This is a genomic window from Streptomyces sp. NPDC050147 (genome assembly GCF_040660195.1).
Lineage (GTDB): Bacteria > Actinomycetota > Actinomycetes > Streptomycetales > Streptomycetaceae > Streptomyces.
Map to the genome: position 1 here is coordinate 81,071 of NZ_JBFALJ010000014.1, position 21,154 is coordinate 102,224.

The 21,154-nt window shown below is 69.7% G+C and carries 20 protein-coding genes; 11 read left to right on the plus strand and 9 right to left on the minus strand.

The window, feature by feature from the left end; translation table 11 throughout:
• The first annotated feature begins 273 nt into the window (after window positions 1-273).
• From AB0I94_RS22165 to AB0I94_RS22175, 3 genes are all read left to right on the plus strand, one after another.
• Window positions 274-822, plus strand: coding sequence for a DUF1062 domain-containing protein (locus AB0I94_RS22165; RefSeq protein ID WP_363311310.1), 549 nt, complete (start codon window positions 274-276; stop codon window positions 820-822).
• A 388-nt stretch (window positions 823-1,210) separates the two neighbouring features.
• Window positions 1,211-1,399 (plus strand): hypothetical protein, encoded by a 189-nt coding sequence (locus tag AB0I94_RS22170; protein WP_363311311.1) that lies wholly within the window; start codon window positions 1,211-1,213, stop codon window positions 1,397-1,399.
• Between the two features lie 195 nt (window positions 1,400-1,594).
• The gene (locus tag AB0I94_RS22175; RefSeq protein WP_363311312.1) at window positions 1,595-2,398 is read left to right on the plus strand and encodes a SigB/SigF/SigG family RNA polymerase sigma factor; all 804 of its coding nucleotides are present in this window, start codon (window positions 1,595-1,597) and stop codon (window positions 2,396-2,398) included.
• A gap of 13 nt (window positions 2,399-2,411) precedes the next feature.
• Here the strand turns inward: AB0I94_RS22175 and AB0I94_RS22180 are convergent, their stop codons facing one another.
• A complete protein-coding gene (locus tag AB0I94_RS22180; RefSeq protein WP_363311313.1) occupies window positions 2,412-3,437 on the minus strand; it encodes a DNA topoisomerase IB in 1,026 nt (341 codons plus the stop codon).
• A 246-nt stretch (window positions 3,438-3,683) separates the two neighbouring features.
• On the opposite strand from AB0I94_RS22180, the gene AB0I94_RS22185 reads away from it, so the two are divergent.
• From AB0I94_RS22185 to AB0I94_RS22200, 4 genes are all read left to right on the plus strand, one after another.
• Window positions 3,684-4,493 (plus strand): SDR family oxidoreductase, encoded by an 810-nt coding sequence (locus AB0I94_RS22185; RefSeq protein ID WP_363311314.1) that lies wholly within the window; start codon window positions 3,684-3,686, stop codon window positions 4,491-4,493.
• 304 nt (window positions 4,494-4,797) lie between these two features.
• Window positions 4,798-5,421 carry a hypothetical protein gene (locus AB0I94_RS22190; protein ID WP_363311435.1) on the plus strand — a complete coding sequence of 208 codons (624 nt, stop codon included), beginning with the start codon at window positions 4,798-4,800 and terminating at the stop codon, window positions 5,419-5,421.
• Entirely contained in the window at window positions 5,418-5,672 is a 255-nt protein-coding gene (locus tag AB0I94_RS22195; RefSeq protein ID WP_363311315.1) for a hypothetical protein, read from the plus strand. Before AB0I94_RS22190 ends, AB0I94_RS22195 begins: the two co-directional genes overlap by 4 nt.
• Entirely contained in the window at window positions 5,669-6,445 is a 777-nt protein-coding gene (locus AB0I94_RS22200; protein ID WP_363311316.1) for a metallophosphoesterase, read from the plus strand. Before AB0I94_RS22195 ends, AB0I94_RS22200 begins: the two co-directional genes overlap by 4 nt.
• Window positions 6,446-6,553: 108 nt before the next feature.
• Here the strand turns inward: AB0I94_RS22200 and AB0I94_RS22205 are convergent, their stop codons facing one another.
• The 4 genes from AB0I94_RS22205 to AB0I94_RS22220 all read right to left on the minus strand — a co-directional run bounded on the left by AB0I94_RS22205 (window position 6,554) and on the right by AB0I94_RS22220 (window position 11,810).
• A complete protein-coding gene (locus AB0I94_RS22205; protein WP_363311317.1) occupies window positions 6,554-7,006 on the minus strand; it encodes an SRPBCC family protein in 453 nt (150 codons plus the stop codon).
• Window positions 7,007-7,119: 113 nt separating this feature from the next.
• Complete coding sequence (locus AB0I94_RS22210; RefSeq protein ID WP_363311318.1) at window positions 7,120-8,124, minus strand: SDR family oxidoreductase; 1,005 nt, start codon at window positions 8,122-8,124, stop codon at window positions 7,120-7,122.
• Window positions 8,121-9,911 (minus strand): glycoside hydrolase family 15 protein, encoded by a 1,791-nt coding sequence (locus tag AB0I94_RS22215; protein ID WP_363311319.1) that lies wholly within the window; start codon window positions 9,909-9,911, stop codon window positions 8,121-8,123. The genes AB0I94_RS22210 and AB0I94_RS22215 overlap by 4 nt, the downstream gene beginning before the upstream one ends.
• A 69-nt stretch (window positions 9,912-9,980) precedes the next feature.
• On the minus strand, window positions 9,981-11,810 hold the full coding sequence (locus AB0I94_RS22220; protein WP_363311320.1) for a thiamine pyrophosphate-requiring protein: 1,830 nt from the start codon (window positions 11,808-11,810) through the stop codon (window positions 9,981-9,983).
• A 586-nt stretch (window positions 11,811-12,396) separates the two neighbouring features.
• On the opposite strand from AB0I94_RS22220, the gene AB0I94_RS22225 reads away from it, so the two are divergent.
• Window positions 12,397-12,897 carry a transglycosylase SLT domain-containing protein gene (locus AB0I94_RS22225; protein WP_363311321.1) on the plus strand — a complete coding sequence of 167 codons (501 nt, stop codon included), beginning with the start codon at window positions 12,397-12,399 and terminating at the stop codon, window positions 12,895-12,897.
• Window positions 12,898-13,371: 474 nt separating this feature from the next.
• Entirely contained in the window at window positions 13,372-14,412 is a 1,041-nt protein-coding gene (locus tag AB0I94_RS22230; protein WP_363311322.1) for a sulfotransferase, read from the plus strand.
• Between the two features lie 116 nt (window positions 14,413-14,528).
• Here the strand turns inward: AB0I94_RS22230 and AB0I94_RS22235 are convergent, their stop codons facing one another.
• From AB0I94_RS22235 to AB0I94_RS22250, 4 genes are all read right to left on the minus strand, one after another.
• On the minus strand, window positions 14,529-17,516 hold the full coding sequence (locus tag AB0I94_RS22235; RefSeq protein WP_363311323.1) for a CARDB domain-containing protein: 2,988 nt from the start codon (window positions 17,514-17,516) through the stop codon (window positions 14,529-14,531).
• Between the two features lie 340 nt (window positions 17,517-17,856).
• Entirely contained in the window at window positions 17,857-18,069 is a 213-nt protein-coding gene (locus tag AB0I94_RS22240) for a hypothetical protein (RefSeq protein WP_363311324.1), read from the minus strand.
• Between the two features lie 455 nt (window positions 18,070-18,524).
• Window positions 18,525-19,208, minus strand: a complete 684-nt coding sequence (locus AB0I94_RS22245; protein WP_363311326.1) for a UdgX family uracil-DNA binding protein — start codon at window positions 19,206-19,208, stop codon at window positions 18,525-18,527.
• Window positions 19,209-19,311: 103 nt separating this feature from the next.
• Entirely contained in the window at window positions 19,312-19,962 is a 651-nt protein-coding gene (locus tag AB0I94_RS22250; protein ID WP_363311327.1) for a type III effector protein, read from the minus strand.
• 130 nt (window positions 19,963-20,092) lie between these two features.
• On the opposite strand from AB0I94_RS22250, the gene AB0I94_RS22255 reads away from it, so the two are divergent.
• Both AB0I94_RS22255 and AB0I94_RS22260 read left to right on the plus strand, forming a co-directional pair.
• A complete protein-coding gene (locus tag AB0I94_RS22255; protein ID WP_363311328.1) occupies window positions 20,093-20,524 on the plus strand; it encodes an Hsp20/alpha crystallin family protein in 432 nt (143 codons plus the stop codon).
• Between the two features lie 195 nt (window positions 20,525-20,719).
• On the plus strand, window positions 20,720-21,154 hold the full coding sequence (locus tag AB0I94_RS22260; protein WP_363311329.1) for a DUF2267 domain-containing protein: 435 nt from the start codon (window positions 20,720-20,722) through the stop codon (window positions 21,152-21,154).

Consider the following 21,154-nt stretch of genomic DNA (forward strand, 5'->3'; position numbering starts at 1 on the left):
AGCGCTCGGTCATGCGACCACTCTTGAACGCCCGGTCCTCGACGGCACGGGCTGATAGCCCGATCAGGTGCCGCGACAGCCATGAAAGCGCCGAAAAACCAGTGGTGCGGCGGGGTCGTGCGTGGTTAGCGTGCTGCCGAACCGAGTTGTCCAGGCAAGGACGTGCCCGTTGTACACCGTGTGAGTCCCCCCAAGTGCTGAATCGTCGCGCGTCGCGCCTGTGCGCCGCGCTTCTTTTTGCTGCGGACTTCTCACTGAAACCGGTGTACTTCTGTGCTCAACAACTGGGTGGTCATGCCCACCTGCCTGCCGACCGTTCTGCGCCGCTGCCACGCGTGCGCGTCCGGTCGCTTCCGGGCCAACGGCAAATTCCGCGTCAACGCGAACCACAAGGTTCTCGACGCCTGGCTCCTCGTGCTCTGTGACACTTGCGGGGACACGGCGAAGCTCACGGTCCTGGAGCGGGTGAATGTGCGCTCCGTGCGGCCTCGGCTGCTGGACCGGATGCACGACAACGACCTTGGCCTGGCAGCCGAGCTGCTCCAGGACCCGGCCGTGCGGCGTCGCAATCGCGTCGCGCTCGACTGGCACGACGCCTGGCGCCTCGACACCGGTGGTTCGGATCATGTGGACCGCGAGGTGATCGACGTCTCGGTCCGCTTCGCGGCGCGAATCCCTGTCCGGCCGACGCGCCTGATCGCTGAAGGCTGCGGTCTTTCGCGGGCCGAGGTCGGGAGACTGATCGCCGAGGGGAAGGTCGTTTCCGCAGTCCGGCTGAGCGGCAAGCTCTCCGGCGACTTCGCCTTCATGCTCAAGCGCTGAGCACCCTCGAAGTCCGGGGCCTGACCGGCGAACCGTCGGTCAGGCCCCCGTACACAAAATTGGTCGGCACGCCCGACCCGCGGAATCCGCGCCATATCCGCTCGGAGCACGACGCCAGGTGCCGAACACGCGTGGCGAGGGCCACACTGTCGGCCTGAGGGCTTATCGGGCGAGCGGCTGGCGACCGAGCGGGAGTTGCTGGCCGACGAGCGCGAAGCCGCCGCGGACGCACGGGAAGCCGCAGCGGATCGACGCGAGACCAGGCTGTCGGCATGGGAGGGCCAGCTCGATGAGCGGGCCCGCGCGTTGGGAGAGGTCGCTGACAGTGAAGGGCCCATCCGGCGTACCCGAGTCGCGAGAAGCGCAGGCGCGGCCTTAGACCGGAACCATGAGCGACAGCGAGAAACAGGTCTACAACCCGGGCGAGATCGTCCCCGATTCCGGGATCTACGAGTGCGACTGCCAACAGCACCACGGCTACAGCACCGACGTACGCGGCCACCGTTTTCCGCCGCCGCCCGAGGGCTGCTCCGGGCACGGCTGGAAACTCAAGGACGCGGCGCATCCGGACTCCTGACGCGCCGGGAGGTGCCTGAGGCAGGGGTTTGCCCGCCACCCGCAAGGGCAGGCGAGATCACAGTGCTTCGGACAGAAGGCACACCCGTGGAGGCCGCCCGTGCGGCCGTTCATTCGGAGGTGCTCAGACGCAGCGGGCGCGCGCTTCCACGGCGACTGGTCCCACTGCACCTCTGTTCAGGAAGTGGAAAACCTGATGCCCACCAACGCAGCGGCAAAGCGCTCCCCCCGTCACGACCACCACGACGCCCCGGACACCGCAGCCGACTTCCGCAAGCTGTGCAGGCTCCCCCACGGCCCCGAGCGGGACAGGCTGCGCCAGCAGCTCGTCTCCGCGTGGCTGCCCATGGCCGAGCGGCTCGCGGGCCGGTTCCGCAACCGCGGCGAGAGCTACGAGGACCTGTGCCAGGTCGCGGCTCTTGGCCTGGTCAAAGCGGTCAATCGCTACGACCCCGAGCGCCGCAACGCCTTCGAGAGCTACGCCATCCCCACGATCAACGGTGAGATCAAGCGGCACTTCCGTGACCACATGTGGACCCTGCACGTGCCGCGCGGCATCCAGGAGCTGCGCAACCGAGTGCGCGTCGCCCAGCAAGAACTGGCCGGAACGGGCGCGGGTCCTGCTCCGACCTGCAAGGAGATCGCCGACCGGGCAGCCCTGAGCGAAGAGGAGGCACGCAAGGGCCTCACGGCGCTCGACAGCTTCAAGGCACTGTCCCTGGACGCCGAGCAGCCGGGCGGTGAGGACGGCTACTCACTCCTCGACACGCTGGGCTCCCCGGAGCCCGCGATGGACGTCGCCGTCGACCGCGAGGCCGTCAAGCCCTGCCTGCGGGCCCTCCCCGAGCGGGAGCGCGCCATCCTCTACATGCGCTTCTTCGACGACATGACGCAGAGCCGCATCGCGGAACAGCTCGGCATCTCACAGATGCACGTCTCACGGCTCATCAGCCAGAGCTGCGACCGGCTCCGCGACGAGGTCCTGCAAGACGCCGCGTGACCGCGCCGCCGCGTCACGTCAGCAGCCGCAGCACCGCCTCCTCGATGGCTCCCTGGGTCGCCGGGTGCCCGAACTCGGCCCCGTCGCCCAGCTGCTCCAACGCGGGGGCGATCGTGCGGCCCTCCTCGAAGAGCTCGATGACGCGCGGGTTGATGTAGGAGGCCCGGCACACCGCGGGCGTGTTGCCCAGGTACTGACTGACCTCGCGGACGGCCCGGGTGACGGCGCCCTTGCGTGCGGTGCGGGACTCGTCGGCGACGGGTGCGGACACGGCGAGGGCGACCGCCGCGAGGACGGTCGCGTGCCAGGTGCGGAAGTCCTTCGCGGTGATGTCCTCGCCCGCGCACTCGCGAAGGTAGTCGTTGAGTTCGGCGGCGTTCAGCTCGTGCCAGGTCCCGCCCTGCCGATAGGCGAACAGCCGTTCGCCACCGTCGTCCCGGCGCAGCAGGGCGCGCAGCACCTTGCAGGCGGGCGGATCGACGAGCGCGCGGGTCTGCGTCTTGGAGTACTTCGCCGGATACGTGAGAGTGACCTCCCCAGCGTGGCAGGAAGCGTGTTCCTTGAGCAGGGTGGTCAGTCCGTACGTGCCGTTGTCCCGCCGGTAGGACTCGTTTCCGACGCGGAAGAACCCGAGGTCGAGCAGGCGGGCGGCGCAGGCGATGACGCGTTCGCGGCAGAGACCGCGGCGGCCGAGGTCCTTTGTCACGTGCGCGCGCACCTCGGGGAGCGCGCGGGCGACCTCCAGCACGTGGTCGTGCTTCGCCGCCTCCTGCCGCTCGCGGAACTGCGGGTGGTACAGGTACTGGCGCCTGCCCGCCGCGTCGGTGCCGACAGCCTGCAGGTGTCCGTTGGGCCAGGGACAGATCCAGACGTTCTCCCAGGCCGGCGGGATGACGAGCCGCCGCAGGCGCTCCTTCTCCTCGGGGTCGGTGATGGGGCGCCCGGAAGCGTCCTTGTAGCGAAATCCGCGTCCCGAACGGACGCGGGAGATCCCGGGTTTGTCGACGTGGCTCGTCCTCAGCCGCCGCTTCTCGCGCATGATTCAGGAGTGCCCCCCACAGCGCGGCGTCAGACCTGGGTTCGGGGTGTTCGGCGCAGCTCGCCGCTCACTTCTCCCACCGCAACCCGTACGGGCCCCACGCGATGGTTGCCTCGCGTTCTCAAGGAGACCCGGAAGCGTGCATGACCGAACCTGGACCCAGGGTCCCCAGTGATATGCCCGACGGCCCGACCTGACGCCCCACGGTCCGCCGACCGCCCGGGGCCCGGCACACGAGGAGGTTGCATGACCGACCACACCACCGCCACCGCCAGAGCGGCCGTCGTCACCGGCGCTGACTCCGGCATCGGCCGGGCGACGGCAGTCCGTCTCGCCGAGGCCGGGATGGACGTCGGGATCACCTGGCACAGCGATCAGGAAGGCGCCGAGAGGACGGCCGAGGAGGTACGCGGGCACGGCCGGCGCGCGGCCGTCGCCCAGATGGACCTGTCCCGGCTGCCCGATGCCGCGCAGGTGGTCGACGAGCTCGCGGAGCGGCTCGGCCGCATCGACGTCCTGGTCAACAACGCAGGCACAGGCACCTCGACCCCGTTCCTGGACCTGAAGCACGAGGATGTCGTACGAGTCCTCGACGTCGACCTCGTCGGCCCGTTCCTGTGCAGCCAGCTCGCCGCCCGCCGCATGATCCAGCAGGGTGACGCCGGGCGGATCGTCAACGTGACCTCGGTGCACGAACACCAGCCCCGCGTGGGCGCGGCTCCCTATTGCGCCGCCAAGGGCGGGCTCGGGCTGCTGACGCAGGTGATGGCCCTGGAACTCGCGGAGCACGGCATCACCGTCAACTCCGTCGCGCCCGGTGAGATCGCCACCCCGATGACCGGGCAGGAGAACACGGACGTGCATGGTGTGAGCCGCCCCGGCATCCCGCTCGGCCGGCCCGGTGACGCCCGTGAGATCGCCGCCGTCATCGCGTTCCTCGCAGGGCCCGATTCCTCGTACGTGACCGGCGCGTCCTGGGTCGCGGACGGCGGCATGGTGCGGATGGGCCCCCAGGCCGGTTCCCACCTCCAGAGCGATGAATGGCGGCGGCCCTGAGATTCCAGGAGAGGACACAGCCCTCGCCGCCGTCACCCTGCGGCAGGGGGGAAGGGCGACACCCCGCGCACCGGTGCGCGGCGGCGCCGCACAGTGGACCGGGCCGGATAGAAGTCGGCGGACCGGGTATCGGATGTGCCTGGATCGGAGATCGTCGGAGACTGCCGACCTGCGCGATCAGTGCAGCAGCCGGTGTCCGGAAACGGAGCAGCAGGTGACGCGGAACGCGGAAGACGCCACCCCAGGCCCCCTCACCGACGACCGGCAGAAGCCGGTCACCGAACGGTCCTCGGCGGGAGAGCCCATCGAGGTGAGAACAGAGCAGGCTCCCGCGGAGGAACTTCCCCCTGACCTCAACCAGGCCATCCTCGAGGCGGCCAAGCAGGTCGGTGCCGTACTCAAGAGGGGCGGGCACGACTTCGCCCTCGCCGGCAGCGTCGCCGCATACGCGCACGGCGGGACCGGGAACCTCCAGCACGACGCCGACTTCTGCATCAAGCCCGAGGACGCCGAGGCGGTCGCGGCGACCCTGACCGATGCCGGGCTGACCGTGTACGCGCCGCCGGAGGACTGGCTGCTCAAGGCCAAGTGCCTGGGGCAGGACATCGACCTCATCTTCGAGCTGGCCCACCAGCCGGTCAACGCCGAGCTCCTCGGCCGCGCCTCGGAGCTGCCGGTGGACTCGGTGCAGATGCCGGTCCTGGCGCCGACGGACCTGGTGCGGGCCCTGCTCGCCGCCTTCTCCGAGCATCACTGCGACTTCGGCGCCGTCCTGCCGATCGCACGGCAACTGCGCGAGAAGATCGACTGGGAGGCGGTCCGCCGTGATTGCGGGGATGCGCCGATGCCGGCGGCGTTCCTGTATCTGCTGGAGCGCCTGCAGGTCATCGCACCGCAAGGAAACGCACCGGAAGGAGGAGACCGATGAACGACCAGGCACATGCCGACTATCGCATCGCCCACCTCAAGGAGCGGCTCGCCGCCGAGGAGCTGGGCGAGCTCGGCATCCGCATCGAGAGCCGTGGACCGTCCGTGATGGTCGCCGGGACCGTGCCCACGACGCACTGCCGCGATGAACTGCGGCGCACCGTGAACGAGGAGCTTGACGGCCTGACGATCCACTTCGACATCGTGGTGGCCGAATCATCGGCCCCCGACCACCCCGAGGAGCTCGCATGATCCGCGTCGCAGCCGTGGGGGACATCCATATGGGCCTCGACAGCCAGGGCGTGCTCAGGCCCGCCTTCGAGACCCTCCCCGACTGTGCGGACCTGCTGCTCCTCGCGGGGGACCTCACTCGTCACGGCACGCCGGAAGAGGCCCGCGTGGTGGCCCGGGAGGTCACCGGTCTGGCGGTCCCGGTCGTCGCGGTGCTCGGCAACCACGACCATCACGACGAGCGGCCCGAGGAGGTCACCTCCATCCTGCGCGAGGCGGGCGTCCAGGTGCTCGAGGGACAGGGCACGGTCGTCGAGGCCGACGGCAAGCGGGTGGGGGTGGCGGGCACCAAGGGCTTCGGCGGGGGGTTCATCGGCCGCAGCGGCAGCGAGTTCGGCGAACCCATGATGAAGGAGTTCATCCGGTACACCCGCCGCTGCGCCGACGGGCTGCGGACGTCGCTGCGCGAACTGGCGGAGCAGGAGTGCGAGGCCCGGGTGGCGCTCATGCACTTCGCGCCGGTGCCGGACACCTTGGCGGGCGAGCCCCTGGAGATCTACCCGTTCCTCGGCAGCTATCTCCTGGCCGAGGCGGTCGACGAGGCGGGCGCGGACCTGGCCGTCCACGGCCACGCGCACGCGGGTAGCGAGCACGGCATGACCAGCGGCGGCGTACCGGTCCGCAACGTCGCGCAGCCGGTCATCCGCAAGGCGTTCAACGTGTACCACCTGCCGGACCACGGAGGTTCGGCGCAGACCGCGACCGCCTCGGCTTCCGCCGAGCGGTCGGGCTGACCAAGATTTCGGCAACGACGGCGAAGGGCCGGACCAGGACGGCGAAGGCCCGCACCAAGAGGCGAGGCCCGGACCAAGTGGTCCGGGCCTCGCCTTGCCTGGTAGGGGTCAGACCTCGCCACGCCAGGCGCCGGTCTCCACGCCACCACGCTGCTCGATGAACTGCTTGAACCGTCCCAGGTCGCCGGTGACCTGCCGCTTGATGAAGCCGAGCTTGTCGCCGACCGTCTCGGCCAGGCCTTCGGGGGCGTAGTCCATCTGCAGCATGACCTTGGTGTGCGTGTCGTCCAGGCGGTGAAAGGTGACGACGCCGGCCTGCTTGGCCTGGCCCTCCACCGTGGTCCACGCCACGCGCTCGTCCGGGATCTGCTCGGTGATCGTGGCGTCGAACTCCCGCTCCACGCCGTCGATCTTCGTCACCCAGTGGGTGAGTTCGTCGGTGCGCTGTTCGATCCGCTGCACACCTTCCATGAACTCGGGGAACGTCTCGAACTGGGTCCACTGGTTGTATGCCGTGCGGACCGGCACATTGACCGCGATGGACTCTTCGACTCGCGACACAGATGACACCTTTCCTCGTGAACTCGTCCGGCCCCTTCTGCGCCGGCGCCGGACGGTGCGGCACTTTCTCTCCGCCCGGGTGCCCAGGACGTCCGCTGTCACACCCGCCGCTCTCACCTCTTCCCCCGGCGCCGCGCGCCGAGCGCCACCGCTCCGCACGCGGCGCCCGCCGCCGCGACGGCGGCGAGCGCCGGATGCCGGGAAGCCCAGAGCTGCGGGTCGCGTCGGCGGGATTCCTGATCGAAGGAGCCGTGCGCCCCGTAGTCGGTGTCGTCGTCCACCGGGTGGAAGAGGTTGTTTCTGCGGTTCTGCTGCGCCGCCTCGTCGGTCTGCTGGGCGTCATATCCGGTGCGCGCGAGATATCTGTCGAGCAACCCCGGTGCGATCTTGTTGGCGACGAGGGTCGCCGCCGTACTGGACCCTACGAAGTACTGCTTGCGGCCGGGGTGATCGGCGGCTTGCAGGACGGCGTCCGCAGCGACTTCGGGCTGGTAGATCGGGGCCACCGGCTGCGGTCGGCGGGGCAGCCGGGAGAGGACCCAGGAGAACTGAGGGGTGTTGACGGCGGGCATCTGGACCACGGTGATCCGGATGCCGCTGCCCTGGTGCATGAGTTCGGTGCGTACCGATGAAGTGAAGCCGTTGATGGCGTGCTTGGCCCCGCAGTAGGCGGACTGCAGGGGGATGGATCGCGCGCCGAGCGCGGAACCGACCTGCACGATGGTGCCGGTGTCACGGGGCGTCATATGGGCCAGCGCGGTCCGGGTGCCGTTGACGAACCCCAGGTAGGTCACCCGCGTGACGCGTTCGTACTCCTCCGCCGTGATCTCGGTGAAGGGCGCGAAGACCGAGGTGAACCCGGCGTTGACCCAGATGTCGATGCGGCCGAAGGCCCGCACGGCCGCGTCGGCCGCCGCTTCGACCGCGTGGTGGTCGGCGACGTCCGTGGGAACGACGAGCGCGCGCCCGCCGGCTTCCTCGACCTCGCGAGCCGCCGCGTCGAGTCCGGCCCGGCCTCTGGCCAGCAGGACGACGTCGTCGCCGCGCGCCCCGAACGCGCGGGCCGTGGCCCGGCCGATCCCCGCGCTCGCTCCGGTGATGACAACGGCCTTCGTCATGACGGCTTTCCTTCCGATCCGGGTGCTGTGGTGAGGCGGACGGAGGATTCGAGCATCAGGGCGTGGACGAAGGCCTGCGGCACGTTGCCGCGGAGCTGTCGCTGGCTGATGTCGTACTCCTCCGTGAAGAGGCCGGGCGGCCCGCAGGCGGCCCGATTGCGCTCGAACCAGCGCAGGGCCTCCGCCTGGTTTCCCTGCTGGTGTTCGGCGAGCGCCATGACGTATCCGCACAGCAGGAAGGCGCCCTCGGCTTCTTCGAGGGGCCGTTCGTCGTGGCGGAAGCGGTAGGCGTAGTAGTCGTCGGTCAGTTGCTCGCGGTAGGCCTCCAGCGTCCGCACGGTCCTCGCGTCGGCGGCGGGCAGCGCACCGCGGATCGGCGGGATCAGCAGCGCCCCGTCGAGGCCGGGGTCGTCGGCGGCGCGCTGCCAGCGTCCGGTGGGGTGCGTGCTGGTCGCGGACGTCTCGGCGACCAGCGTGTCGGCGAGAAAGGCCCACCGGGCGGCGCGCGCCGGCGACGCGTACGTCGCCATGGAGCGCAGGCCCGCAGCGCAGATGAGACGGCTGTGGGTCCAGACGCGGTCGTCCAGCTCCCAGATCCCCGCGTCCGGTTCGCCCCGGCGCCGGGCGATGGTGTCGGCCGCGATGCCCGCCGCGCGCCAGCCGTCGCTGTCGAGCCTGTCCGCCCGGGCCGCGGCGGCGAAGAGCAGCAGCGCCTCGCCGAACGCGTCGAGCTGGAACTGGTGGTTGACCCAGTTGCCGGTGAGGTCGTGGCCTCCCGGATAGCCGGGAAGCTGCAGGCATTTCTGGTCCGGGACCTGATCGCCGGTGACGGTGTAGGCGGGCGCCATGCGGGGCCCGTCGGCGTGCAGACGTGCGGAGACGAACCGTACGGCGCCGTCGGTGAGGGCATGGTCGCCCGCGACAGCGGCGGCCTGCCCGGCATAGCACTGGTCGCGGATCCACACGTACCGGTAGTCGTAGTTGCGCCCCGCTCCGACCCGCTCGGGGAGGCTGGTCGTGGCCGCCGCGACCATGCCGCCCGTCGAGCTGGTGAGGCCGCGCAGCACGGTGCACGAGTGCCGGGCGTCCGCGGGTGCCAGGGAGGCGGGCAGCGGGGGCACCGCGCGTTTCCAGGCGAGTTCCGTGGCGTTCCACGCCCGGTCCGCGTCGACGGGGTGGCCGAGTTCCGCGTCGGAGAGTTCGAGGACCAGGTCGTGGTGGCCGCCGGGCGACAGCACGAGGTCGGCTTCCAGTCCCGTCGTGCGCAGAGCGGCGCGGACGGGGCGGGCCGCTGTGGCGCCCGTCCAGCGCCAGCGCAGGGGGCCCGCGTGTCCGGTCCACACGCCCGAGTCGCCGCGGCGCACGTGCCGGGGCGGGCTGTCACCGAAGTCGGCATGCGGATCGAGACGTACGGTGACACGCGCCTCGCCCTCGACGGCGGTGATCCTGCGCAGCAGCACGGCCCGTCGCGTGTCGCCGGGGAAGGCGAGCGCCTCACGGCATTCGATGACGCCGGTGGTGGTCACCCAGCGGCTGCGCCAGATCAGGGTGCCTTCCTCGTAGTAGCCACCCCAGACGAACCGGTCGCGAGGGGCGACGGTGTAGTGGCCCGCGCCACCGATGAGGGCGGAGAACACCGCGCCGGAGTCCCAGCGCGGTGCGCACATCCATACGATGTCGCCCTCGGGCCCGACCAGCGCGCCGCGTTCACCGTCGGCGAGCAGCGCGTATTCGCGCAGTACGTGCGGTGGGGGTACGCCGTCGTGCGACTGGTGCGGGCGGGTCATGCGCCTCCCTCGGCATCGGTGCCCGGTCGTTCACCGGACGCGGTGGACCGCCGCGGTCCTCGCGTCAGGTCACTTGCCTGCCGGTCCCTGCTCGCCGCCGGGACCGGACTCCCGGCGGCGGCCGGGCAGCATTTCCTGGACCTTGGCCTTGAACCCCTGGCGCACGACCGCGGTCTTGTCGCTGTCGCCCTTGAGGAGCGACAGGGCCGCTGCCTCGATCTGGTCGAGGGTGGCGTGCGGAGGGATCGGCGGGACGGCGGGATCGGTCCGGAAGTCGATGACGAACGGCCGGTCGGCGCCCAGGGCCCGGTGCCACGCGGACTCCACGTCGCCCGGCTTCTCCACCCGTACGCCTTCGAGGCCGATCGTGCGGGCGAAGTCGGCGTACGGGACATCGGGCAGCGCCTGCGAGGGCAGGAACTGCGGGGCGCCGGACATGGCGCGCATCTCCCAGGTGACCTGGTTGAGGTCCTGGTTGTTCAGGACGGCGACGATCAGCCGCGGGTCTTCCCACTCCTGCCAGTACTTGGCGACGGTGATGAGTTCGGCCAGGCCGTTCATCTGCATGGCGCCGTCCCCGACGATCGCGAGGGCGGGCCGGCCGGGATGGGCGAACTTGGCGCCGATGACGTAGGGCACGCCCGGGCCCATCGTGGCGAGCGTGCCGGACAGCGAGCCGCGCATCTCGCCACGCATGCGCAGGTGGCGGGCGTACCAGTTCGCGGCCGAACCGGAATCGGCGGCGAGCATCACGTTGTCCGGCAGCAGGGCGTCGAGGGCGTGCACGACGTATTCGGGGTTGACCGGGTCGGCGTCCACCGCGGCGCGCCGTTGCATGACCTCCCACCACCGGGCGGTGTCCTTCTCGATCTTCTTGCGCCAGGCGCCGTGCTTCTTGCGCTTCAGCCGCGGGATGAGGGCTTCGAGGGTCGCGCGCGCGTCACCGACGAGGTTGACCTCGAACGGATACCGCAGTCCGATCATGAAGGGGTCGATGTCGATCTGCACCGCGCGGGCCTGGTCGAACTCCGGCAGGAACTGGCTGTACGGGAAGCTGGAGCCGATCACGAGCAGGGTGTCGCACTCCTGCATCATCTCGTACGAGGGCCGCGTGCCGAGCAGGCCGATGGAACCGGTCACATACGGCAGATCGTCGGGAAAGGCGTCCTTGCCGAGCAGTGCCTTGGCCACTCCGGCGCCCAGCAGGTCCGCGAGCCGCTCGACCTCGGCGCGGGCGCCGCGTGCGCCCTGGCCGACCAGGATGGCGACCTTCTCGCCGGAGTTGAGCACCTCGGCTGCCCGTTCGACGTCCTTGGGGGCGGGGGCCGGGGCATAGCTGCTCAGGCCGAGGCTGGAGGGGACCATCTTGAACGCGTGCGTCGGGGGCGTGTACTCCAGCTCCTGGACGTCCGCGGGGATGATCACCGCGGTGACCGTCCGCTTGGCGTACGCCGTGCGCATGGCCCGGTCGAGCACGTTGGGCAGCTGCTCGGGGACCGTCACCATCTCGCAGAAGTCGGACGCGACGTCCTTGTAGAGGCTCAGCAGGTCGACTTCCTGCTGGTAGGAGCCGCCCATCGCGCTCCGGTTGGTCTGTCCCACGATGGCGACCACGGGTACGTGGTCCAGCTTCGCGTCGTACAGGCCGTTCAGCAGGTGGATGGCTCCGGGGCCCGACGTGGCGGCACAGACGCCGACCTTGCCGGAGAACTTGGCGTACCCCACCGCCTCGAACGCGGCCATTTCCTCGTGCCGGGCCTGCACGAACTTCGGGTTGTTGTCCGCGCGGCCCCACGCGGCGAGGAGACCGTTGATCCCGTCGCCGGCGTAGGAGAAGACGTGGTCGACGTCCCACTCGCGCAGGCGCTGCAGAACGTAGTCGGAGACCTTGGTCGCCATGGCGTTGTTTCCTTTCGGGGGTGCGGGGCCCCGGGGGTGCGGGGATGTGTTGGGCGTGCGGATGGGTGCGTGGCGCTCGGGCGCGTGAGGGACCAGGACGAACCGGGCGCAAGAGCCCGGTACCCGAAGTCGTCGGGTTCACGTGTCGGATGTCGGGCCGCTGCCCCGATCGGCCCTGTCAATAGCCACGAGTGGCAGCGGCGCGGTCCGTCATTCGACTGCAGAAGCACCGTCTGTGCCCTCTGAGTAGATTCGGGAGACCGATCAGGAATAAGAAGTGGGATGCTCGGGCATAATCGGCCCCTGCTTGTGAGCCCGCCCATAGGGGCCACATCACACGCTAAGGGCGGTAGTAGACGCCTGAGCCGCTCACAGGCCGTGGAATTACCCGGAACGCACCCATGGCGAAAACGCCTGGCGCAGACCTACGTAACCGGGTAGTACGTCACATCCTTGCGTCCCTTTCTCCTCGCCGCTAACCATGGTCGACATCGCAGGGTTTCGGAACTCGGACAGCGCGAATTCATCGCCATTCCGAACGCACCGGCCTCGCGCCACGTCCCCCATGGAAAAGGTTCACTCCCGTATGACCACGCGTACCAGCACCGCCCGCACCGCCCGTATCCGCTCGTTCTCCATCGCGGGCCTCGCCACGGCCGGAGCCGCCGCCGCTCTGCTCACCGTCGCCCCCTCCCCCGCCCAGGCAGCCGAGCCGGCCGCCGTGAGCAAGCAGGTCTCCCAGGCCGCCGCGGCCGACAAGAAGTACGCCGACAACCTCGACGGCTGGATCAAGGAGTCCCTGGACATCATGAAGTCCAAGGGCATCCCCGGCTCCTACGAGGGTCTGCACCGCAACATCATGCGCGAGTCCGCCGGTGACCCGAACGCCCAGAACGGCTGGGACGTGAATGCCCAGAACGGCACCCCCTCCAAGGGCCTGCTCCAGGTCATTCAGCCCACCTTCGACGCCTACCACGTCAAGGGCACGCCGAATGACCTGACCGACCCGGTCGCCAACATCACCGCCGCCGCGAACTACGCCGCCGACAAGTACGGCTCGATCGACAACGTCGACTCCGCCTACTGAGCCGTTCTCCTTCCCGGCACAGCCACACCGTGACCGCCCCCCATTCGACCTTGCGGCCACAAAGAAGTGCCCCAGGTCCCAGAAGTGAGTGAAGAAAGTCCCGGCATACGCCCTGCCGCCCCGCGGCACCCCCTGGGAGACCGTACGGACCAGGGTGAGGAGAGGCGCGATGCCAGGTGACATCGGCGGCAGCCACCAGCGAGAGCCGCGGGTGCGGCAGACGCAGCGAGCGTCACCGGCTCCGCGCGCGAGGATCGGGGGCCGGGAGGTTCGGCCCGCGTGGGTCGGCGACAGGCCCTTCCGGAGTGCGCTGGGACTACGCCTGGTCCCGCAAGGCGACCGGCAGCCGCCCGCGAGCCGAGAGAGCCCACCGCCGGGAGCTTGAGCGGGTGCTACGCCCTCTGGCGCCCTCGGCGGGGGTGTGCTGAGGTGCACGCAGCCCCGGAACCCCACCCCGGCCATCGGAGAGCGACTTTGCGCAGTCTGACCTTCGTCATCGGTACCGGCCGCAGCGGCTCCACCGCTCTGTCCCGCATCCTCAACACCCACCCCGACGTACTCAGCCTCAACGAATACCTGGCTTCCGTCGGTGACGCGGCCTTCCCCGAAGGCCGGGGCCGGATCTCGGGCGCGGAATTCTGGGAGGCCCTTTTCCGGCCCACCCCGTACTTCGCGAGCATGATCCGCAGTGGGCTTCTTATGCCCGAGTTCCTCTACACACGCCGTCCGGGGCGATACACGGCGCGGAGCGCCGGCATCCCCGCGCTCTCCCTCATGGTGTTGCCCCACCTCACCGACGACCCCGACGGCCTGCTCGACGAAATCCGCGCGTCGGTTCTCGACTGGCCCGACCGCCCCGCCGCCGAGCACCACGAAGCGCTCTTCGAGTGGCTCGGCGGGCGATGGGGACGCACCGCCGTCGTGGAGCGCTCCGGTTACTCGACGGGCTGGGCTCCCGGGCTGCGAGCCGCTTTCCCTCACGCGAAGTTCGTGCACCTCTTACGGGACGGACCCGACTGCGCTCTGTCCATGAGCCGTCACCCCGGGTACCGCGTGATCACTTTGATGCGCGAGATCAAAGAACGGACGGGCGTCGAGAACTTCGGCGACCTGACCGACGAGCACGTGCGCTCCCTGCCGCCCGATCTGGCGCCCCTGCTCGACGAGCGGTTCGACCCCGCCCTCGTACGAGACCGGACCTTTCCCCTGCGCCGGTTCGGCGCCCTGTGGTCCGAACTCGTCATCCAGGGTGCACGGTTCCTCGACGGCCTGCCCGCCGCTCACCGCATGGCACTCGCCTACGAAGACCTCCTCGACTCCCCGCGTGAGGAGCTCACCCGTCTCGCCACGTTCGTCGGGGTCGAACCTTCCCGCCAGTGGCTGGACGGTGCCTGCGCCCAGCTCGACCCGAGCCGCCGCGGCTCCGCCGGGAAGCAGCTGACGGCCGCCGAACTCGACGAGCTCAAGGAGAGTTGCGCTCCGGGCGTCCGCGCGCTGGAGAGAAAGCCGAGCTGACGGCAGCCCCGGCGGCCCCCGGCCGCCCGGACCTGGAAGACAGATCCGGGCGGCCAGGTCGAACGGGCCGGATGACTCAGTCGGCCGACGGAGCGCTACAACTTCTTGCCCGGTCGCTACAGCCCTTGTCTGGTCCCCGGTACCGCGGGGTCGATGCGCGCGTTCGCTCCGTTGATCACGAACTGCGAGCCGGGCTCGATCAGGACGTCCCCGTCTCGTGAGTCGCTGATCTTCACGTTGCTGAGCGTCGCGCTGCCGCGCGCGCCGCCCATGGCGAGGATGCCGGAGCCGTTGTTGGACTTGGAGATCGTCACGTTGCTGATCTTCACGTCCGGCATGGCACCTCCCCCCGTCTTGAACTGGATGCCGTCGTACGTCGAGTCGTGGATGTCGGTGTCGCGGATCGTGACACCCGGGATGTTCGGGCCCTGGGCGAACAGGGTGATCGCGCCGAACTCCTGGTCCTCGTTCCAGAACGCCCCGCCGGTGCGGTAGAGCCCGTTGTTCGCGATCAGCGTCTGCCCGGAGAAGGGAATCGGGTCGTGGTCGGTCGCGAGCATGATGCCGGGGTAGTTCATGGTGTCGTACACCAGGTTGTTCTCGATCTTGTTGCCGTAACCGCCGTACACCGCTATGCCGTTGGCACGCCACGGCAGTTGCACCGTGTTGTTGCGGAACACGTTGTCGTGGCCGATGTCGGTCGACTGGTCCTTGACGTACTTGCTGGCCCACACGGCGAGTGCGTCGTCACCGGTGTTGCGGAACGACGAGTTGAAGACGGACGAGTTGCGGGTGCCGTTGGTGAAGTTGACGCCGTCCGCGTAGGTGTTGCGAATGCGCATCCCGGTGAACTCCAGGCCGTCGCCGGGTCCCCACAGCTCAGGGATGTTGCTGTAGTCGCGGCCGACCCAGGCGCCGACGTTGGCGTGCTCGATCCACACGTTCGCGATCTTGGTGTTCTTGCCGAAGCGGCCGTTGAGACCGACGCCGCCCTCGGCGTTGCCGTCGCCGCCCCGGATGGTGCCGGAACCGAAGATGGCGATGTCGGAGATCTTGGTGTTGTCGTCGATGTCGAAGCCGAAGTTGCCCTCGTGCGGATGGTTGATGCCGCCCGCGTCCTGCGGTGGTGTCAGCGAGTAGAGCTGTGAGTGCCACATGCCGGCGCCCCGGACCGTCACGTCCTTGATGCCCACCTGGTTGTACTGACCCCGGTTCAGCGGGTCGTCGGTGAGGATCTTCCTCTCCTGGCGCCACTGTCCGGCCGGGATCCACACGCAGTCGATGTCGCCGTTCTGGTCGGCGGTCACCGCCTTCTGAATCGCGTGCGCGTCATCGATCCCGTCGTTGGGAACCGCCCCGTACTCGGTGATCGACCTGCACGAGGCGGGCTTGCTGGCCGCCGGTGCCACCTGCTCCAGATCGATCACGTCGATCGCGTAGTACGCGGCGTCGTCACCGGCGTCACGCTGCAGGCGGAACGTGGTGCCTTCGGGGTAGGTCCGCGTGAGCAGGGCGTGTGATTCGTCGAAGAGGCGACGGGCGTCACCGCCCGGGGTGTTGGTCAGCCCCTCGGGCTGGTCCGTGTTGCCGTACAGCCAGCTGTGCTTGGACGACAGGGACAGCTTCTGGACGAACTCGCCGTCCGCGTAGAGGCTCAACGTCTTCTCCTGGCCGCCGCCGCCCGGAGCGTCGGGGATGGAGTTGCGTACGACGATGGAGTTGGTGGCGCTGGTCGAGGTGAACTGCACGTGCTGGCCGGTCGAGTTGAGCCGCACGGACTTGCGCCCCGAGGACTCGGTGGCGAAGTTCGTGTGTCCGAACGTGCGCTCGGCGTCCGCCTCCAGCAGCGTTCCGTCGTACCGGCCGTCCTCGGCCTCGTATGCGACGTACGGTGACGCCGCGCCGCGCCCGATGACGATGGAGCGCGCGAAGACGTTGTTCTCCTCGTTCGTCTCGTCCACGACGTCCGTGGCGTCGGCGGTGGCTGTGAGTGTGGCGCCTCCACTGGTGGCTGTCCACTTGCCCGAGATGTCGACGGTGGCGCTCCCGCCCGCGGCCATGGCGGGCGCTGTGCCGTTCAGCGTCTTGTCGCCCACGGTCAGGCGAGTCACCGAGCCGGCGCTCACCGCGCTGGTCCCGCGGTTGCGCACCTTCACCGCGAAGGTGACGTCGGCTCCGACCGCGGGGTTCGCCGGGTTCGACGTGATGCCGGTGACCTCCAGGTCGGGCCCCGGACTCTGGCCGACCGACAGTTTCGCGTCGGCGGTGCGGCTGTTGTTGTCGTTGTTCTGCTCGGCGACGGTGTCGCCGGGATCCACCACCGCGGACACCGTGTAACTGCCTTGCGCCCGCTTGCCGATGTCGACCGGAACCGTGGCCGACTCACCGGCGCCGAGCGCGCCCACCTCGGCGTTGCCCGCGATCGTTCCGCCCAGACTGACGTCGACGGTGGTGGCGGGCGAGGCCGCCGAACCGGTGTTGCGCACGGTGGCGTCGACCTTGATGGCGTCGCTCTCACTGGGCTGCGCGGGCCGCCAGCTCAAGTCTGCGACGGTCAGGTCGGGGTTGGGCGCCGGGGCGCCGTTGACCTCGAACTCCGCGACCTGGCCTCCGTACCCGGAGCTGTTTGAGTAGATCTTCAGCCGGACCTCGGCATAGCGCCCGGAGACCGGGATCGTCACACTGTTGCGGTTGCCTGTGGGGTCGAAGGTGTAGTCGGCACGGGCCTTCACCGTGCTGAAGTCGGCGGCGGACTGTGCGCGGCCGAGCACCTCGATGTTCTGCTTACGGGTCGCCCAGGCCGCGTCCGGGTTGAGTTTGAGGACGACCGAGTCGAGCTCTGCGTCGGCGCCGAGCTTCACGGTCAGCGTCGACGGATGTCCGCTGGACTCCCAATAGGTGTTCGTGCTGCCGTCGTTGGCGTTGGGCGCGTAGTAGTTCTGGGTGGACGTGGACGCCTCGATCGGCTTCTTCAGTGCCAGGTTCGTGGCCGCTTTGGACGCCGTCGGCGCCGCGTGGGCGGCCACGGGCAGAATCCCGGCGGCCAACAGGGCTGCGGTGAGCCAGACGCCGATGCTGCGTCGGCTCCACTGTCTCCATCTCACGGTGTTCCTCTCGACGTACGGGGACTGACGCGTTCATGACATCTCGACGTATCCGCGGCACGCCGTCAGGGGCGGGGGCGTGGTGGCGACGGCAGCACTCAATCGCCATTACGGTGAGAGCGCAAGATGTGTGGCATGAATCGCAAATAGTCGACAGAATTACGAGATCCTTAGCGGCACCATAGGATCTGTCGAACTGCTCGCTGTTCGTCCCATGCCGATACAAACAGCAACCAGGACACAAGGGCTATCCTCCCAGCACGGATGACTGGAGGGTGATTTGCGGGATCGTCCCGGCGGTCGGGGGGGTACCCCACTGCCCGGCAGAGCAGACAGCTCTTCAGGCCGCTTCGTAGTGGTGCGCTCGCCCACCGCGCCACTTCACCCACGCCGGATCATCGAGGAGCCCCTCCGCGTCGGGCAGGCCCGCACGCCGCAGGAACTCGACCACGTCGTGGTCGCTGTGGGCGAGGCCGAGGATCTCCCCGCGCGCCGTCACCCTGCGCCCGCCGGTGGGCGAGAGGGGGTGCACGACTATCGGCGCGGAATCCATGCCTCCAGGGTGCGGGGACGCCTACGGCAGCGCATCCCGAGCGGCTGCGCCGATCAGGGCCCGGCGGTCGTTCGTCGGTACGTCAGCCGCCGGTAGGTCACTCGTCCGCACGTCAGTGGGGGGAATGCGCTGCACGCGCATTCCCCCCGGCTTACCGCTCGTCACGGATGGTCGGGCGCCTGCTCCGGCGGTGTACTGCCGCCCTTCCCCCCGCCCTTGGCACCCCGGTCAGTTCCGTGCGCCTCGCCGCCCTTGCCCTGGGAGGTCCGGGGCTCCGATGCCTTTCTCTCCCCGCTCTCCTGGGGAGTAGCGGCACCCTTTCCGCTGCGCCGCACCTCGGGTTGCTGTGGATTCGACATTCCAGCTCCTCTCCGGGGGCCATAAGCCTCAGGGCTGCCCCTGTGCCTCATCTGGGTCTCCCGGCATCTGAGTTCCGGGACGTCCGGCAGGCGGCCTCAGTCAAGAAAACGGGCGGCCACCCGCAGGTCCGACACAAGCCCCCCGTACGCCTCATCTCTGTCCTTGGCCCTGAGCACCGCCGAGGGGTGCACGGTGGCGAGGAAGCGACGGTGGGCATCACCCTCCTCGTCGGCAGCCAGGGGGAGGTCGTGGCCCGACGCCAAGCAGAGCAGAGCGCCGCGCGACTCGGTCACCTTGAAGGAGTTGCCAAGGACGGACTTGCCTGCGGTCGCTCCGAGCGCGACGAGCAGCTCCGGATTCACCCGTCTCACCTCCGCCGCGAGCCAGGGGCGACAGGCGGCGAGCTCCCTGAGGTTGGGGGCCTTGTGGATGCGGCGCTTGCGGCCCTCGGTGACGGGCGCGAACTTGAAGTGCTTGACGGCGTTGGTGAAGTAGGCCTGCTCCTCATCGATTCCGGCCTCGCCGAGTGCCTTGCGGAGCAAGTGCCCGGCCGGGCCCACGAACGGCTCACCGGCCTTGTCCTCCTGGTCCCCCGGCTGCTCTCCGACCAGCATGAGACGAGCACGGGCGCGACCGGCACCGAACACGGTCTGCGTGGCGTCCGCGTACAGAGGGCAGCCGCGGCAGTCGGCAGCGGCTCGGCGCAGGGCCGGGATTCCGCCGCGCGCCGGCACGTAGGGAAGTGCCCCGCCGTGAGCCGCGTCTCGCGAGCCCGGCATAAGCGCCTCCTAGAAGAAGTCCTACGTCAACGGTCCCTCAGCACAGTCGCCCCCGCAAACCCCCGCCGGGGCACGTGGCGCAGCCGATCAGCCGGTCAGCCGGTCAGCCGGAGCGGTCCTCGTCGAGGTGTCCGGTGAGGGCATCGAGCTGTGCGGCGACATCGGGGTGGGTGCGTGCCAGGAACGAGCGGGCCGTGTTCAGGGGCTCGATCAGGGCCGCGGGGTCGTCGTCCGCGAGAGCCGCGTCGAGCTGCCCGATCGGCACCTGGGCTTGCGGCGGTAGACCGGTGAGCGACATGACCTGGCCCGCGAGACGCCGCAGGGCGGCGGCATTGGTCCGGGCCCAGGTGGTGCGGGAGCGGTCGGCGGCGCGGCGTCGGCGGGTGGCCTGCACGCGCTGCTCGCCGGTGCTACCGGTCGGGCCGGGGCGCTGACGCAGATAGCGGCGTTCGGCGGCCTGGCGGCTCGCGACCCCCAGGGGATGGGCGAGGTCGGCCCAGCTGGCGCCCGCGTGACGGGCCGTCTCGATCAGGCCGGCTTCCCATGCGGCGAGCTGTTCGCGGACCTCGCGCAGCAACAGCAGGGAGGCCAGGGCCTGTTCGGGGTCGGCACGGGTGGGTGACGCGTCGGTGTCCGTCTGCTGGGCGACCCGCATGGCGTCGCTGATGGTGGCCAGGGCGTCGGCCGCGGCAGGGAAGGACGCGGGCTTGTGGGGCTGGGCACGGGTCGGTTCCGGGGGGCCGGTCGCTGCCATGGGGCCTCCTCTTGTCGGCGTCATCGCTTGGACGACATGCAACTTGTCATCCATTGGACGACATGCTACAACCAGATGCAGGTGAAGCGCATTGGCAGGTACTGCCCGGACCTTCTGGAGGTGTTTCGCGATGTTGATGCGCACCGACCCCTTCCGCGAGCTCGACCGCATCGCCCAGCAGCTGGTCGGCCCCGGCACATGGTCACGGCCGTCCGCGATGGCCATGGACGCCTATCGCGAGGACGACGAGTACGTGGTGGCCTTCGATCTGCCCGGCGTGAGCGCCGAGGCGATCGACATCGACGTGGAACGCAACATGCTGACCGTGAAGGCCGAGCGCCGGCCGGTCGCCCCTTCCGAAAACGTCCAGATGGAGCTGTCGGAGCGGCCTCTGGGCGTGTTCTCCCGCCAGATCGTGCTGGCCGACACGCTGGACACCGAGCGCATCAAGGCCGATTATGACGCGGGTGTGCTGACCCTGCGCATCCCGATCGCCGAGCGCGCCAAGCCCCGCAAGATCTCCGTCGGGAACGACACGTCCCGCAAGGAAATCAGCGGCTGAGCCGCAGCCGCGCACGAGTGGCGCGGGGGACGGGCCATCTCCCCCTGACTCCGTCCTCCGCGCCCGACGGGGCGCGACAAGGAGCGCCAGGAGCGGCGCCCGCTCCCCCGCCCGCCCCAAGACCACCCATGGGTGCTGTCCGGCTGCCGGCACCCGCGACACGACCTCCGCGACGAGAAAGGCGCGCACTCAGCGATGTTCGAACGACCTGAACCCACCCGGCCCTTCCCCGCGATGACCTACCACCAGATGCTGGAGAAGGTCCGCTACGAAGGCGCGTACCCCTCCCGGGAGCGCGCCGAGGAAGCCGTGCGGCTGGTCCTCGGCGGACTCGGCAGGCAGCTGACCGGGGAGGAACGCGTCGAACTGGCCGCCCGCCTTCCCGTCGAGGCAGCCCTCATCCTCACCGCCCAGATCCCCGATCCCGAGCCCCTCACCGGCTGGGGCCTGGTCAAGGACCTCGCCGGCCGAGCCGGGGCGAGCCTCGCCACCACGCGCTGGGACACCGGCGCCGTCCTGGCCGCCGTCGCCGTGCTGGCGGGCCCCGAGCTGGTGACCCGCATCCTGGCCCAGCTCCCCTCCGGCCACGCGCTCCTGTTCGGGCGAGCCGAACTCATCCAGGCCGCGTAA

Excerpts from the sequence above, each read along its gene's own strand:
- AB0I94_RS22225 (WP_363311321.1), top strand. The coding sequence starts at position 12,397 with ATGACCACGCGTACCAGCACCGCCCGCACCGCCCGTATCCGCTCGTTC.
- AB0I94_RS22240 (WP_363311324.1), bottom strand. The coding sequence starts at position 18,069 with ATGGATTCCGCGCCGATAGTCGTGCACCCCCTCTCGCCCACCGGCGGG.
- AB0I94_RS22245 (WP_363311326.1), bottom strand. The coding sequence starts at position 19,208 with ATGCCGGGCTCGCGAGACGCGGCTCACGGCGGGGCACTTCCCTACGTG.
- AB0I94_RS22215 (WP_363311319.1), bottom strand. The coding sequence starts at position 9,911 with ATGACCCGCCCGCACCAGTCGCACGACGGCGTACCCCCACCGCACGTA.
- AB0I94_RS22250 (WP_363311327.1), bottom strand. The coding sequence starts at position 19,962 with ATGGCAGCGACCGGCCCCCCGGAACCGACCCGTGCCCAGCCCCACAAG.
- AB0I94_RS22260 (WP_363311329.1), top strand. The coding sequence starts at position 20,720 with ATGTTCGAACGACCTGAACCCACCCGGCCCTTCCCCGCGATGACCTAC.
- AB0I94_RS22200 (WP_363311316.1), top strand. The coding sequence starts at position 5,669 with ATGATCCGCGTCGCAGCCGTGGGGGACATCCATATGGGCCTCGACAGC.
- AB0I94_RS22170 (WP_363311311.1), top strand. The coding sequence starts at position 1,211 with ATGAGCGACAGCGAGAAACAGGTCTACAACCCGGGCGAGATCGTCCCC.
- AB0I94_RS22195 (WP_363311315.1), top strand. The coding sequence starts at position 5,418 with ATGAACGACCAGGCACATGCCGACTATCGCATCGCCCACCTCAAGGAG.
- AB0I94_RS22220 (WP_363311320.1), bottom strand. The coding sequence starts at position 11,810 with ATGGCGACCAAGGTCTCCGACTACGTTCTGCAGCGCCTGCGCGAGTGG.
- AB0I94_RS22180 (WP_363311313.1), bottom strand. The coding sequence starts at position 3,437 with ATGCGCGAGAAGCGGCGGCTGAGGACGAGCCACGTCGACAAACCCGGG.
- AB0I94_RS22255 (WP_363311328.1), top strand. The coding sequence starts at position 20,093 with ATGTTGATGCGCACCGACCCCTTCCGCGAGCTCGACCGCATCGCCCAG.
- AB0I94_RS22185 (WP_363311314.1), top strand. The coding sequence starts at position 3,684 with ATGACCGACCACACCACCGCCACCGCCAGAGCGGCCGTCGTCACCGGC.
- AB0I94_RS22175 (WP_363311312.1), top strand. The coding sequence starts at position 1,595 with ATGCCCACCAACGCAGCGGCAAAGCGCTCCCCCCGTCACGACCACCAC.
- AB0I94_RS22210 (WP_363311318.1), bottom strand. The coding sequence starts at position 8,124 with ATGACGAAGGCCGTTGTCATCACCGGAGCGAGCGCGGGGATCGGCCGG.